The sequence below is a fragment of the Parascardovia denticolens DSM 10105 = JCM 12538 genome (assembly GCF_001042675.1).
Classification (GTDB): Bacteria; Actinomycetota; Actinomycetes; order Actinomycetales; family Bifidobacteriaceae; genus Scardovia; species Scardovia denticolens.
Window position 1 is genome coordinate 1151976 of sequence record NZ_AP012333.1, and the last position, 14776, is coordinate 1166751.

Here is a 14776-nt window from a genome sequence, read left to right on the forward strand (position 1 = left end):
GGTCACCGCAGGACGGGCTGCTGACGGATGGACACACGTTCGGACACCACTTCCAGAGACGACCCATTCACCGTCGCCAAGGCCTTGACCCCGGCCTTGTTCAGAGAAGGGGCCGCTAGAGAGGCGGACAGGGTCACCGCGGCGGGTTTCTTGGAGATGGAGGCCGTCCCCTCCCCCTGGACCAGGCAGAAGGCACGGGCGGAGGATTCTTTCGAGGAGGATGAAGAAGAAGAGGAAGCCGAAGCGGAAGACAGGGCCGTCACGCTATGCGCCGGCAAATGGTAGGTCTTCGCCGATATGAGCTTGCCTTGGTCGTCGAAAGCCTGCAAAACCATCGCAGTCTCGGAGTCAGACGAATTGGCCGCGTAAAGCGTGGCGGATACATCCTTGGGCAAGGCCAAGGCCGATGTACGACCGGCTTTCTGCCCGTTTTCCAAGGCGAAATCGGCCTGTTCCCCCGATGAGGTCTTCAACTCGGCGCTGACGGAGAAATCCTGGTCGGCGGTCACCGCCAAGCCTCGCGCTCCCCGCGGGAAATCCTGGAAGGAAAGGACCTGGACCTGTCCCCCGGTCACGGTGATTTTCTTCCCTTCCTTCTTCCCCTCCTTCGTCAGCCATTGAAGGGTCATATGGGCGCTTCGGTCCGAATAGACCCGCACGGTCGCGGCAGAGGCCGAAGCCAGGGCCGGCAAGGAGAGGGTGGAATTCGCAGGGGCGGAGTCCACCGGAAGGGCGAAATCGTTCCCCTGGGGGTCCAACCCATCCATATGGACCACGCGGACGAAGGCGGACAGGGGGGTGACGGAGCTGGAAACAGTCAGGTAGACCCCTTCCTGATCCGGAGCGGTGGCGGAAACGTTGACGATCGTCCGCGAATGGGCGTCCACGGTCACCGAACTGTCGGCGCTCAAGGCCAAGGCATTCCCATCATGGGAACCGTGCGCCTTCATGGTGGCGACCGTGGCTTTGGAAGAAGGATTGACCAGGACCAGTTGCTGGGTCCAGCCGGTCTGGGTGGAAGGCAGAAGGAAGGATTGGGCTAGCCGAGCGTCCACGGCGCTGGCGACGGCCATCCCTTTCAAATCACCCTTGCTCGCCCAGGAAACGGTGGAAGCGACCGCCCCGGTCCCCTCCCGGTCGGAAGTCATCCGGGTGGACAAGACCAAGGGGGACTCCCCCATGCTGTCGGACAAAAGGGAGATCGAATCATCCGCCTGGGCGGCACCGATCAACGGCTTGGACAGGGTGCCCGGTCCGGTGGGGTCTGAAGAGACCGCGGAAGGGTCGGAGGAAATCATGTCGGCCACGGAAGATTGATAGACCGAGCCGAAAGCGGCGGCCTGCCAGGAAGCCGAGATATCTCCGGACGAGGCTTGGAATTGGCTGTCTCCATAGGCCTGGGGATCGGCCAAGGTCATCCGGTCGGGAATCACTTGGGTGGATTGGGTCCGGGCCACCCGATAAGCGGCCGGCAGATGGGAAGGAGGCTGATCGTTCAGCCCGGGCAGGGGGATGCCGAAGACCCCGTAGACGAACAAGCTCACCACGAGGATGGCCGAAAGAGCCCCCAGGAAGACCCGCCAAACGATTCTCGGCGCTCGCGACGGTAGGGCGCGGTTCTCGGTTTCCGAACGATCTGCCATTATGCCTGCTCCTGACTGTAACGATGACGCCGTGGGAAGGCGACCAAAAGATAAAGGGCGCCGACGATCCCCATGGACCAGAGCCAAACCTTGCGCCAGAACGAGGATTCCGCCCGGGTCTGGCCGCTGAGGCTGATGCCGTGGGTGTTGGTGTCGTCGACGGCGAACCGGATGTAGGTCCCTTGCTCATTGCTCACTACGGATTCGGTCCCGTCGGAAGAGACCAGGTGGGAAATCAGCTCGGCCGTTTCACCCTGGTTCGTTTTGACCAGATAGATCCCTCCGAATCCCAAAGCGCTCAGGGAAGCGACCGCTGAGGAGTCAGCCTCACCCGCCAATCGGGACAGGGCCGTGGCGATGGATTCATCCTGAGCGCCCACCCCACCCCGGCGGGCGGCTGAGTCTCCTGTCAGCCAGGAGGAGACGAGCCGGGCTTGGGCGCTGGGGTTGAGGTCGATGACGTCCCCCCGAGATGTCCGCATGGAAGCATAAGAGATCTCCCCCGGGTTGGAAGCGTCCACGGCCAGGATGCGGCGGATCTGTCGTGCGGCCAGGTAATCCTGGGCGACCATGGGCAGCTGGGCCGTGGAAGGAGTCAGGCGGGCCGACACGGAGGGGGCGAGCATGCCGATGAAGACGGCGGCGATGGTCCCCAAGACGAACAGGAAGCTGAGCAAACCACGCCCGGCCAAAGCCACGGAATGAGCCGCGCCCGCCGTTCCGGCCCGCTTGCCGTCATCGCGTTTGCGGCTCAAAGCCGTGAAGGACTTGGCCCCGGCTCCGGCGACCAGGCAGGTCCCAGCCAACAAGCCCATAAGAGCCAGCAAAAGACCGGGAAGGACCGAGCCCGCCACCGGAGAGCCGGAGGCATCGAAAGAGACCGTGGTCCGCGAGGCGATGAGGGCGACGACCACCCCTGCTATGACGCAGGTCCAGACCATGCGCGAAAGCCGCAAAGCGAAAGGCAGGAAAAGGGAGACCAAGGCCAGAAGGACCACCAGGGCCACAATCACCAGGACGATCCAGGAAAGCAGGCCCGTCAAGGGCGCGGCGACGGTAGAGGAAAGCCCCAGACCAATCAGCCCCGAAGTCAGGCTGGAGGAGGAACTGGAAGTCAGGATCCCAGACACCCCCAAATGCCGGGCGAAAGACCCAATCAAAGCGCCGCCTGCCGTCACCGTCCCCGAAGAAGAAACAGCAGGGGTCATGGAATCCATGAAGAACTGCCGCCAGCCCCCCTGGCCCCAGCGGGTCAAAGAGTCGACCACGGTGGGCAAAAGGACGATCACGGAAGGCAAAGGGATGAGGAGCAGGTAAGACTTATGGGAGCGGGCCAGCAAGAAGAAGGCCAGGTAAGCCAGGAGGAAGGCCGGTAGGTATTGGGGTTCGCACAGGCAGACGACCATGAGGCAAAGGGCTGCGCAGGCCCCATGCTGGGCCGAAGGCAAAGGCTTGCTCAGGTACTCGGTCCGGTACATGCCCAAGGCCTTGAAAGTGAAAGCCAGCCCGGCCGGCAGGAAGATGGTGGTGATGAGCAAAGGGAGGTTGCCCTGGCCGTAGATCCCCATCAGGATGGACAGGCCCACCCAGGCCAGGGAGGAGGCGACCCGGATGGAGTTGGACCTGGTGACCGTTCCGGCCAAGGCCCAGAAACCCAAAGCGGCGAAAGGGGCCGCCAGGAGGATGATCAGGTCATAGGCGATGGCCACATGGCCGCCCGTGACCGCGCAGAGGCAGAGGAGAAGCAGGAGGAAGGGGGCGGGGGCGGCGGGCAGACCCAGACCGGAAGCGTAGGTCCATGACGTGGTCGCGCTTTCCGCCACCTGTCTCAGGCTGGCCCCGGAAGGCAGCAGAATCGGCGAAGAGACGGCCTGGAAGCTCAGGAGGGAACGCAAAGAGGGGAAATTGGCGGCCAGGCCCATGATCAGGGCGATGACCATCATGATCCCGGCCCAACCATAACGGACCCGGCGGCGGGCGGCCAGATGGGCCCGGACCAAAGGGTTGAGAAGGGCGTCATCGTTCTGGTTGGCGGCGGAGAAGGCTTTTTCCTTCCACGTCTTCATCTGGCCGCGGGAAGCCTGCAGCAAAGCCAGGCTCCGCAAAGGGACCGAGGTTTGCGACGCCACCCGGATCCGGGCGGAAATCATGGTGAACAGGGAAAAAAGGTCCCGCCAGGGGGCGGTCAATTCCGCCCCGGCTTCGGCGACCTGTTTGCGTCCCAAAAGGCGGGCGCAGGCGTAAAGGGAGAAGAGCCAGCGGCCAAGCCAGGCGAAAATCCACTGCCATACGGGCAGGTCGGAATAGAAATACGTATCCCTGGCCTTGGTTTGGGCCCCGTAAGAAGTGGAAGGCTCGTTGACCGGATCATCGACCCGGCGTCCCCGTAAGTCCCTGACACCTTCCAGGCGGGCGGCCCGATGGGCGGTGCGCACTTGGGGGGAGATGATCACGCGGCCCCCACTGCGGCACACCCGACGGCAGAAGTCGCGGGACTGGCCCAGGGTGCTGAAGGGGTAGGGCCCTTGGGACAGGTGGAGCCACTGGTTCAGGTTGACCAAGGCCCCGGACAGGGAGACGGCGAAGACATCGGACCGGTCGTCGTACTGTTCCTGGTCCTCCTCCCCGTCGACGACCAGGCTGGCCACCTTATGGCCGGGGGCGGCGAAATAGCCGACGTTGCGCAAAGAACGGTCGGCCCAATCCATCTGTTTGGTGCCGATGACGGTGGCGCTGGGATTCTTCTCCTTGGTCTCCAGCAGGCCCTCCAGGTAGGAGGTCCCCACGGGACGAGAATCATCGTGGAGGAGAAGGAGGTCGGTCACATGGTTGGAGATGATCCCCTCGTCCCTGGCTTGGTTCAGGGCCGCATTGACCGTTTCGCTGAAGGAGCCGGCCTTGACCGATATTGCGTGGATGCGGCAAGGCTCTTCCTGATCCGGATGGCCTTCTTGATGCCTAGGGACGGCGATCTCCCGCCCTGGGCCGAGGTCCATTTTGCCCGTCCTCTTGCCTCCGGCCGCTTGGGCGATGATGATTTCGCCAGGCAGGACGTTTTGGCTCAGGAGGGCTTCCAAGGTCCTCAGCAGATAGCGGCTGTCATCCTCCACCGTGATGACGGCGGCCACGGCGGACTCCACCCTTTGGTCTTCTGACCAGGTCCGCCCATCCATGGCTCCACCCATGGCGGCGAGGATGCAGTCGTCCACAGGCAGGGCCTGGTTCCTGTCTTCTTCGTAAAGATAGGTCGTCTCGTCCTCATCTTCCATCTGGGGACCTTCCGATTCGAAATCGGGGACCCCGCCGGTGGCCTCATCGGCGGGCTCTCCGGGATTCTTCGAATCGGTACTCTTTGAAGAAAGAGACGAGGAGGGAGACGATACGGACGAGGTCTTGGGAGAAGAGGCCGGCGGCCGGGGCGGGGCCGGCGGAGAAAAAGCCTGGCCAGGAGTCTCGGCAAGGTCAGGGTCGGCCGACCTCGCGCCCTGGCCGCGAGTCTCCCTGATCTGATCCTCAGGATTCGTCATAGCACCACCTTTTGCATAGTTTCCCGAATACCACTGTATGGGTTGGAAAGGAAAGGGAGCGAAGAAAGGGCGGAATTCGGACGTTTTCTTTACCTTTCGCCCATTTTTCCGCCGTTTGGGATCCCGCAAATGCCAGTCCTGGTCTACAATGAGAGGTTGAACACTATCTGACTTCGCGGAAGGACCCCTGTGACTGACCACCATCGCTCCCAGCATCGTCACATCTCGTTGCGAATCAATTCCTACGACCCTCCTCTGCACTCGGTTAACTTCATCACCGGCAAGAGGCTGGCGCGGGGCATCGCCATGGTCCTCATCGGCCTATTGACTTTTCTGGCCGTGGCCAGCGGAGCGCTTTACATGGATTTGGCCAACGCCGTCAAAGAGTCGTCCGTGACGGTCATCGGCAAAGGCGGAAAAGTGGTGAAAACCACGGTAGACCCCAATGAAGGCAAGGCTTTGAACATCCTGGTCATCGGGCAGGACGCCCGCGCCGGCAGGAACGGGGCCCTCATCAACGACAACAATCCCGAAGACGCCTCCAACCACCAAGCGGACACCACCATGGTAGTGCACATCTCCGCCAACCGTAAATTCATCGACATCGTCTCCATCCCCCGGGACTCCTTGGTCAGCGTCCCCGCCTGCACCACCACCGCCGGAACCATACCGGCTCAAAGCAACATCATGTTCAACTCCATCTTCGCCACCGCTTACACCAAGGCCAACAACGTCTCGTCGGCCGCCAGCTGCACCATGAACGCGGTCAACAGCCTGACCGGCCTCGATATCAGCCAGTTCATCGTGGTGGATTTCTCCGGCATGAGCACCATGATCAACGCCCTCGGCGGGGTGGACATCTGCGTCCCCCAGGATTTCAACGATTCCTATACCAACCTGTCCCTCAAACGCGGCCTCCACCACCTGGACGGGGTCAAGGCCACCCAGTTCGCCCGGATCCGCCATGGGATCGGGGACGGATCCGACGTGATGCGAACCGTCCGCCAACAGTACTTGATCAAGATGCTCCTGCGCGAAGCCACCAACAAGAACCTCTTCACCCAAACCAATCAGCTCTACCAATTGGCCAAATCCGCCATCAACTCTTTGAGCATGAGCGAAGGCCTGGCCAAGGTGGACGTCCTGGCCGGCCTGGCTTCCAGTCTGGCGGGATTGGCGGCCAACAGCGGCGGCCACGGCATCTACTCCCAGACGATCCCGGTGGAGACTTCCACCTATGATCCCAACCGCGTGCAATGGACACAGGCGGCTTCCTCCGTCTGGGACAGGCTCAAGGATGACAAGTCGCTCAGCGACGACGATTCCGCGAAGAAGCCTTCCTCTTCCGCTTCCTCCTCCCCCTCGGAAAGCAGCCCTTCACAAGGCGATTCCTCTTCGGCTTCCAGTCCCTCTCTCCCCCTCTCCCCCGTCGACCCCCACACCGGCCTGCAGAAGAAGGCCGACGGTACCCTCATCGATCCCGGGACCGGGGGCACGGTGGACAAGGACTCCGGGGTCATCAGCGATCCGGCTACCGGCTGGTACATCGGCTTCGCGGAGAAGTACGTGAATTACACCTTCTGCAAGATCGAAAGCTGACCCGGACCTATATAAAGTTTTTGTATAAACTTCCGGCCTCGTCCGTCATCCTTTGCCTTCTCCCTTAGAATGAAGGGAGATTTGCGGCTTTCCCCAGCCTAGCGAAGTCCCCAAGCACAGCGAAGGATGACGATGACCGATAACGAATACGATTCCCTTCCCCCCAGTTTCGAGCCTTCCGCCAGGAAAGCGTCCCCCCAATCCGCATCTTCGGACGGACGCAAAGGGCATGCGGGATACAAGGGAAAAGGCGCGTCCTCGGATCAAGGTCTGCCTCCTTCCTATCAGCCCGCCTCGTCACCTTCGCAGACCTCCTCTCGCCCCCGGCAGACGTCTGCGCAGGCAGGGCGGCCTGCGCAGACCGGACAGACGGGGCAATCCGCACAGGGACGGCAGCCAAGTCGACCGCAGACGGACGCGGAGGGCCAACCACAGTCGATCCCCCCTCGCCGCAAAGCCCGCACAGCCGCATCCGGCAGCAATGTCATCCCCGCCGGATCCCCCTCTTCCACTAGGAGCGGCGGTCGGCAGGGCCAAGTTCCCGTATCCTCCCTCCCCTCCCCATCGCCTCTTCCCGCAGGCCCGGGAAGGAATCCGGCTGGCCCATCCGGAACAGGCCCGCAGGCCGCCAGGAGGAAAAAGGCCGGACCTGGCAAAATCGCCATCCGCGTCATCGCCGCCCTCCTGGCCCTGATTCTCGTCTATCTGCTCTGGATCTTCGGGGTGGTCAATTCCAACCTCAGCCATAAGGACTACCTTTCGGCCGCGGCCGACTCCACAGGGTCGACCTGGCTGATCCTGGGATCCGACGCCCGCGATGGCACGACGGGAGGAAGCGCGGACCAGGTGCCGGGATTCAGGACGGATACCATCATGGTGCTGACGAAGCCCGCCCATGGCCCTGCCTCACTCATCTCCATCCCGCGCGACTCCTACGTTCAGGTGAACGGCCAGGATTCGAAGATCAACGCCGTGGCGGAGCTGTATGGCTATGAGAAACTGGTCGAAGTCGTGGAAGGGGTCACCGGGCAGAAGATCGACCATGTGGTGCAAGTCGGTTTCGGCGGGCTGGAGACCATCGTCAACGCCTTGGGAGGCGTCCAGCTCTGCTATGACCGGACGGTGAACGACGAAAAATCCGGTCTCCAGTGGATGGCAGGCTGTCATGCGGCCAATGGACAGACCGCTTTGGCCATGTCCCGCATGCGTTACTCGGATCCTTTGGGCGATTTCGGACGCACCCAACGCCAACGGATGGTGATAGCTGCCATCATGAAGAAAGCATCCTCCCCCGCCTTGATTCTCAACCCCATCAGACTCCAGCGGGTCCTGAAGGCCGGACTCGGGTCCATGACGGTCGACCAGAAGACCTCTCCTTTCACCCTGATTGATATGGCTTTGGCCTTCCGTGCGGCGACAGGAGGGAAAGGCGTCAGCGGCACCGTTTATTACACTTCGCAGGATTATCAGCCGGCCTCAGGGATAGGCTCCTGTATCCTCTTGGATTCCACCAACAACCACAACCTCTTCTCCCGTCTGGCCCGGGGCGAGCAGGCTCCGGGGACGGTGGGAGGCCAATCCGCCTCCTGATTTGACCGTCGTCCGCCGCTCATAGCCCGCGGTGATGGGCAACTGCGGACGGCTGACAATGCCTGCTGGATTTCCGCAGTCCCCTCCGTCACTTATCCACACGTCGGAAAGCCAATGTTTTCCGGCGTGTTTCACGTTTATCCCCATTCGCTTCCTATGATGGACAGGCCGAGTCTTCCCTGTCAGACTGGAAGCATGAGCAAAGCACGTTCCCGAAACACGAATACGGAACCCGAGATAGTCAGAAGGACCGCCCGATGGGACTTCCTTTCCTCCCTCCTGCCCAATTTGGCTGGGGTAATTGGGCAGGGGGTCATGCTCGTCTTCATGCTGGTCGGCCATAACTACCTCTACCTGGTCTTCCTAGTCCCCGGCCTCATCTCCTCACTCGCCTTCGTCTTCATCATTGTGGTCCGCTACGAGGAAGAAAAACGCCGTCTTCAATCGCAGAAGAAAACAGCTGGTCTTGGCGACCGACCGGAGTCGAGTAAGGATTCCGCCCTCACCCACCCCGGAACTTCCCCCTTTCCCGGGGAAGGCATCTCCTCTCCAGGAGACCCTTTGCAGGTCAGCGCCAACGCCTTGGGGCAATATCTTCCAGCGGAGGAATCCCCCGTATCCGGAATCAAGGAGGGCCAGGCCGATAGTTTGAACTGGAGACGGATTGTGGCCCTCTGGCTGAGGTCGGATTCATCTCCTCAAGCGGCTGTCCTTTCTTCAAGCGCCACGACCCATTCGGATGCGGTTGAAGTCGGGATGCCTCCGGCGACAGTCGATTCTTCCGATTTTCCCCGCCCTTCATCTTTATCCATCATCCTTGGATCCTGCCTCCTGCCGGGAAAGGACGCTCCGCAGAAGGCGCCTTTGGCGATAGACCTGAACCGTCAAGGCCCTCATGCCTTAGTCGCCGGAACGACCGGCTCCGGCAAATCCCTTTTCCTGGAGAACTGGTGTCTGTCCCTCGCCTGTCACTACTCCCCTCAGGAACTTCATTTCATCTTTCTTGACTTCAAGGGCGGAGCCACTTTCCAAACCCTACGCCGCCTGCCCCACACGGTCGGCAATGTGTCCGACCTGGATATCGCCCATGCCTTACGGGCCCTTCTCGCCATCGAAGAAGAGCTGAAGCGCCGAGAGACCCTGGTCCAAGAGCAGCGGTGTTCGAATATCGACCAGCTGTCTGACCCGCCCGCCCGGCTGATCATCGTCGTCGACGAATTCCACGCTTTAAAGGAGGCTTTGCCGGATTACATACCCCGTCTGGTCTCCCTCGCCGCCCTGGGACGCTCCCTCGGCATGCATCTGATCGCCTGCACCCAAAGCCCCATGGGCCAAATCAGCAACGAGATGAAGGCGAACCTTTCCCTCCATATCTGCCTGCGCGTGCGCGACCCACTCCAATCCATCGACCTCCTGTCCACTCCCCTGGCCGCATCCATCAGCCCTCAGGAGCCGGGCATCGGTTATCTGAACGATGGCGATTCCTGTTTCCCCTTCCGCTGTTTCACCAGAAGCCCCCATGAAAGCCAGCGCTTGGTATCCGAAATCAAGGCCGCCGCCCGATTCATGGCTTGCGCCAGGAATGAGAGACCCACCATCCGACTTTTCAGCCGTCCCCTTCCCCGGTCCCTGCCGTGGGCAGAGCTCCCGCCCGCGAAAGAGCCCTCCCCCTCTTCCCTGCTACTGGGTCTCCAAGATGACGGCGTCGTCACCAGCCCATGGTTCCTCCCTTTGGACGGACGTACCCTGGCCGTCATAGCCCCACGGGGGTGCGGGAAAAGCACCGTTCTCGCCATCATCCTCCGCTCCTTTCTGGCTCTCCACAGCGGACAGGGGCCTCCGCCGAACCGTCTGGCCTTGTGCGACGACGCCGAGCCCTTCCTTGACCCCTTCGGTGCGGGCCTGCCCGAAGCTCCGGGACCTTCTTTCGGAAAGTTCAGCCAGGATTCTTTGAATGATCAGGACCGGGCAAGTCCCATCCCCCCGTTGGCGCAAGACCTGAAAGAAGCCGTCGCCTGCCCGGGCGTATCCTTCATCCATTCCCGCGAGGATTTCACTCATGCCGACCGGGACCCTCACACCACCCTCATCTACACCGTTTCGGAGGCCCATCTTGTCCATTATCCGCAAAATTGCCAAGCTCGCATCATCATCCCCAGCCGGGACAAGGCCACAGACCTGCTCTGGGGCTTGCCTTCCGAGCTCCTATCGGACACTTACCTAGGAAAATCCCGGATTCCCGGCAGAGGGTTTTATTGGGAGGAGACTCCAATCCCCGTCCAATTCTTCACCCAACTGGATGGGGGCACCCCCTGACTCATCCGCAAGAGGGATTCTCCCGTTTTTCTTATCTTTTTTAGGTAAAAGGCTTGCCAAAACGCTCATTTCGTGCTTATCTCTATATAGGACATTTACTGTAAGAGGAGGCTTCCGTGAGCAGTTCCCAGGATTGGCGGGCGAAAGCGGCGTGCCGCGATAAGGATCCCGAGCTTTTCTTCCCCGTCGGCAACACTGGTCCAGCCCTTCAACAGATTGAAGAGGCCAAGGCCGTTTGCCGTACTTGCGCTGTCGTCGATGAATGCTTGAAGACCGCATTGGACACCAACCAGGATTATGGCGTTTGGGGCGGATACAGCGAAGATGAGCGCCGTGCCCTGAAGCGCAAGTATATGAGGGCCCGTCGTAGCGGCATGCGTATGCATTAAACGACAGCGTATCAAGCAGGCACAGGCAATAGGCGCCAACCGCCGATGCCGCGTTGCGGACGGCCGGACCGCAGATGAAACGGACGACAGGCATCGGATGATTATCACGATTCATCATCATGATTCATCGCCGCGATGTCGGAAAGACCAGAAAGAGGAGGCTTGGAACCGAATGATTCCAAGCCTCCTCTTTCTTTTATTCTTTGTCTTTTGCGCCTTTTTCTCTGCGCCTTTTCCTCCTGCATCTTCTCCTCCGCGCCTTTTTGCCCTGCATTTTTGTCCTATATCTTCCACTCTTCGCCCGTCTGGTAGCCGCTTCCTATCCGGGTCCCCAGCGCTTATCCGCTAGCGCCTGTCTATCTGATGCCCATCACCCATCACTCCGTCGCCCGCAAGGTGATGGACATGGTCACCCGGGTCCCATGGGGATAGTTGGATTCCCACGTAATCGAACCATCGAAATCATTGGTCACGAAAGTGTTGATGATCTGAGTGCCCAGACCGGATCCCGAAGACCGCGCCGCCGACCCTTTTTCGTCGGTCTCCGACCCCAAACCGTTCCCATCGTCCTCGACCAGGATGTTGAGCTTCTTCCCGCTCCTCCCGACCGAAATGTTGATCGTGCCCTCCGTCCGGTCCTCGAAACCGTGCTCCACGCAATTGGTCACCAGCTCCGTCAGGACCAAGGAGAGCGGGGTGGCGTCCTGGGCGGCCATAGTGCCAAATTTGCCCAGATAGGAGATGCTGATGTGCTGCTCATCGGTCGAAGCTACCTCTACGGCCATATGCAAGAGGTTGGCGATCACCTTGTCGAAGTCGACGTTCTCATCAGCGGTCTTGCTCAACCCCTCATGGACGACGGCGATGGTCTCGATCCGGCGCATAGCTTCCTGCAGCTCCTTGCGCACTTCCTGATTGGAGGTCCGCCGAGCCTGCAAACGCAGGAGGGAGGAGACGGCCTGGAGGTTGTTCTTCACCCGATGGTGGATTTCGGCGATGGTCGCGTCCTTGGTCTCCAGTTCCCGTTCGCGGCGACGGACTTCGGTCACGTCCCGGCAGAGGATCACGGCCCCGGTCCGCTCCCCCCGATGGTAGAGGGGGAAAGACCGCATGGCGATGGAACTGTTCCTGGTGGTGATTTCGGCGTCGGCGAAGAACTTGCCGGCCAGGACTCCCGGCAGAGCCTCGGTGAAGGTTTCGGAGGCGTCCGATTTGCTGAATTGGTCGGTCACATACTGGCTGAGATACCGTCCGACCATATCGGTCGCCACCCCCAGACGCCGCAGACAACTGACGGCGTTGGGGGCGGCGTATTCCACGATCCCCTCCTCCGACAGGACCAGGAAGCCGTCGGAGACGCGGGGATCATGCCTTTGTTTGGAAAGAAGATCGCATTTATAAGGGAAAGACCCTTCCCCCACCATGTCGAAGAGGGCGTGGCCGACCCTGATGCTCTCCGATTCGTAATGCCCATTGGCGAGTCGGGTGATCATGTTGGTCTCGCGGATGAGCACGCCCAGAATCCTCTCATCCCTGCGAATGGGGACGACGTCATCGCATACGGTCGCCGTGCCCACCATCCGGTAATGGTCGATCCCCGTCGTGTCCTTCCCGCTCAAGGCGTCCCTGACAAGAGGGTCCAAGATGGTCGGCAACACCTGTCCGACCATGTCCTCCACCTGGCGGGAGACGACGGTCGAAGAGCGGCACTGAGCGGCGATGATAAGCCCGTCCCTGCCGTCGTGGAAGATCGGGATGACCATCAGCAGGTCGGCGAAACTCAAATCGGCCATGACCTGCCAGTCGTCGATGAGCTTGCGCAGCCAAGCTTTGTCTTCGTCTTCCAAACTGGTGCTGCGGGCGAATACGTCAGTGAAATCTGTCATAGTCTCATTGTAGTGCCCGAGGGACAAGACATGACGCGCCGTCGCGGAAGATGGACAGGCAGGGCTGAGGACATTCCGGCAAAGCGGGAAGTCGATGATAGACTAGGGGAAGAAGGCGGCGCTCAAAGGCAATCAAAGATAATCACAACAGGAATCAACGGTAATCAACAGGAACCAAAAGTAAGAAACGGTGATCAACGGCAATTCATCGCAATCACTGGCAGGAGGCTTGGCATGGTCGATAAACAAGTTCGGATGGTCGATAAGCGGAATCAGACAATCAATGAAGAGGCTGAGGACGAGGGGAAGGCAGACAGGGCCTCCGGCAACGGTCCGCAGGCCTCGCTCCCCGAAGTGAGCGATCAAGCCGTGGATCAGGTGCGCAAGGCTCGCATGGCCAGAGACCAGGCCAAAGCGGATTCGATCCGCATGAAATCGCGGGCCAAGGCGGACCGGATCCTAGCCAAAGGCGAGTACAAGGCCAGCGTCATCGAACAGAAAGCCCGCGGCACCTACAAGAAGAAGGTCCGTCTGGATGTCCACGGGCGGCCCAAACCCGCCATGCGCGGTTGGATCCACCTGGTCACGGCTCCCCTGGCCCTGGCCGCCGGAATCGTCCTCATATGCCTGGCTCCCAACGCTGGGACGAAATGGGCCTGCGCCGTCTTCATGACCAGCTCCCTCATCCTTTTCACTAATTCCGCCATCTACCACGTGGGCGACTGGTCTCCCAAAGTAACCGACGTGCTTCGCAGGATTGATCACGTCAATATCTTCCTGCTCATCGCCGGGACCTACACCCCGGTCTCCTTCGCTTTGGAAGAACGGTGGCGCGTCATCATCATCGCCAGCATGTGGATCTTCACCGCCATCGCCCTCATCATCCACGTGATTTGGATCAACGCCCCCCGCTGGCTTTACACCATCATCTACATCGTCTTCGGGGTCTCCGGAGTGGGGTTCCTGGACCTCTTCTGGCGGTCGCCTTACGCGGGTCCAGCCGTCGTCTGGCTGATCGTCGCCGGCGGCGCCTGCTACATCCTGGGAGCCATCGTCTACGGCCTGCGGAAGCCGGACCCCTGGCCCATGGTCTACGGCTTCCATGAGATCTTCCATACCGGGACGGTCCTCGGCTATGCCTGCCATGTAGTGGCGATTTACTTCGTGATCGTCTCCTTGATGCAGGCCGCCCATTAGGTTTCCGACCAGAGCGGGCGGAAGCGGGACCGGCAGCCTGCAGTCAGACATCAGCCACGGCCATCAGTTATCAGCCAGCGGGTATCAGGCGTCAGACAGAAATCAAGTCAGCTAGCCATCAGCCAGTATAGAAACCCCGCAATCCCGATCACAAAGGCTTGGCGTTCTTGATGATGACGGTGATCTCACGCCCATTGGGGGCGGCATAGGTCACCGTATCCCCCTTCTTCTTCCCGTTGATGGCCGCTCCGATGGGCGACTCAGGACTGATGATGTCGAAATCGGTGGCCACAGCCAGATCATGGGACCCCAGGACGTAGGTCATCTCGTTTCCGGCGATTTCCAAGACCACCAAAGACCCCGGACCCACCTTGCCGGCCTTGGGCGCCTTGAGGATCTGGGAATCGCGGAGCTTGACGGTCAGCTCTTGGATGCGTCCTTCGTTCTTCCCCTGTTCCTCGCGAGCGGCCTGATAACCGCCGTTCTCGCTCAAATCCCCTTCGGCCCGGGCCGCGGCGATCTTCGCTTTGATCTCTTCGCGCAAGTCCCCTTCCCGATAGGTCAGTTCTTCCTTCAACTTGTCATATGCTTCCTGCGTCAGCAAATAGACTTTTTCTTCAGCCATAATG

The 14776-nt window shown here is 60.7% G+C and carries 10 protein-coding genes; 5 read left to right on the top strand and 5 right to left on the bottom strand.

All coding sequences use genetic code 11. The features are described 5' to 3' along the window. Positions 1-2: 2 nt before the first annotated feature. Together PSDT_RS04845 and PSDT_RS04850 are read right to left on the bottom strand one after the other, a co-directional pair. On the bottom strand, positions 3-1643 hold the full coding sequence (locus tag PSDT_RS04845) for a DUF5719 family protein (protein WP_006290338.1): 1641 nt from the start codon (positions 1641-1643) through the stop codon (positions 3-5). Further along, positions 1643-5170, bottom strand: a complete 3528-nt coding sequence (locus tag PSDT_RS04850) for a beta-carotene 15,15'-monooxygenase (RefSeq protein WP_143828286.1) — start codon at positions 5168-5170, stop codon at positions 1643-1645. The genes PSDT_RS04845 and PSDT_RS04850 overlap by 1 nt, the downstream gene beginning before the upstream one ends. Positions 5171-5359: 189 nt before the next feature. Between PSDT_RS04850 and PSDT_RS04855 the strand changes: the two genes are divergently transcribed. The 4 genes from PSDT_RS04855 (at position 5360) to PSDT_RS04870 (ending at position 11064) form a co-directional block, all read left to right on the top strand. Then, entirely contained in the window at positions 5360-6769 is a 1410-nt protein-coding gene (locus PSDT_RS04855; RefSeq protein WP_036737402.1) for an LCP family protein, read from the top strand. A gap of 132 nt (positions 6770-6901) precedes the next feature. Further along, positions 6902-8359, top strand: a complete 1458-nt coding sequence (locus PSDT_RS04860) for an LCP family protein (RefSeq protein WP_143828285.1) — start codon at positions 6902-6904, stop codon at positions 8357-8359. Positions 8360-8554: 195 nt separating this feature from the next. Further along, entirely contained in the window at positions 8555-10675 is a 2121-nt protein-coding gene (locus tag PSDT_RS04865; protein ID WP_036737400.1) for an FtsK/SpoIIIE domain-containing protein, read from the top strand. 116 nt (positions 10676-10791) lie between these two features. Further along, complete coding sequence (locus PSDT_RS04870; RefSeq protein WP_006289055.1) at positions 10792-11064, top strand: WhiB family transcriptional regulator; 273 nt, start codon at positions 10792-10794, stop codon at positions 11062-11064. Positions 11065-11168: 104 nt separating this feature from the next. On the opposite strand, the gene PSDT_RS08355 is transcribed toward PSDT_RS04870, so the two are convergent. Both PSDT_RS08355 and PSDT_RS04875 read right to left on the bottom strand, forming a co-directional pair. After that, on the bottom strand, positions 11169-11309 hold the full coding sequence (locus tag PSDT_RS08355) for a hypothetical protein (RefSeq protein WP_006290333.1): 141 nt from the start codon (positions 11307-11309) through the stop codon (positions 11169-11171). Between the two features lie 132 nt (positions 11310-11441). Continuing rightward, positions 11442-12950 (bottom strand): sensor histidine kinase, encoded by a 1509-nt coding sequence (locus PSDT_RS04875; protein ID WP_006289054.1) that lies wholly within the window; start codon positions 12948-12950, stop codon positions 11442-11444. A gap of 234 nt (positions 12951-13184) precedes the next feature. Here PSDT_RS04875 and trhA point away from each other — a divergent pair, with 234 nt between their 5' ends. Next, positions 13185-14147 (top strand): PAQR family membrane homeostasis protein TrhA, encoded by a 963-nt coding sequence (trhA, locus tag PSDT_RS04880; RefSeq protein ID WP_143828284.1) that lies wholly within the window; start codon positions 13185-13187, stop codon positions 14145-14147. 148 nt (positions 14148-14295) lie between these two features. Here the strand turns inward: trhA and PSDT_RS04885 are convergent, their stop codons facing one another. After that, positions 14296-14772: a GreA/GreB family elongation factor gene (locus tag PSDT_RS04885; RefSeq protein ID WP_006289052.1), complete on the bottom strand. Its 477-nt coding sequence runs from the start codon at positions 14770-14772 to the stop codon at positions 14296-14298. Positions 14773-14776 lie beyond the last annotated feature (4 nt).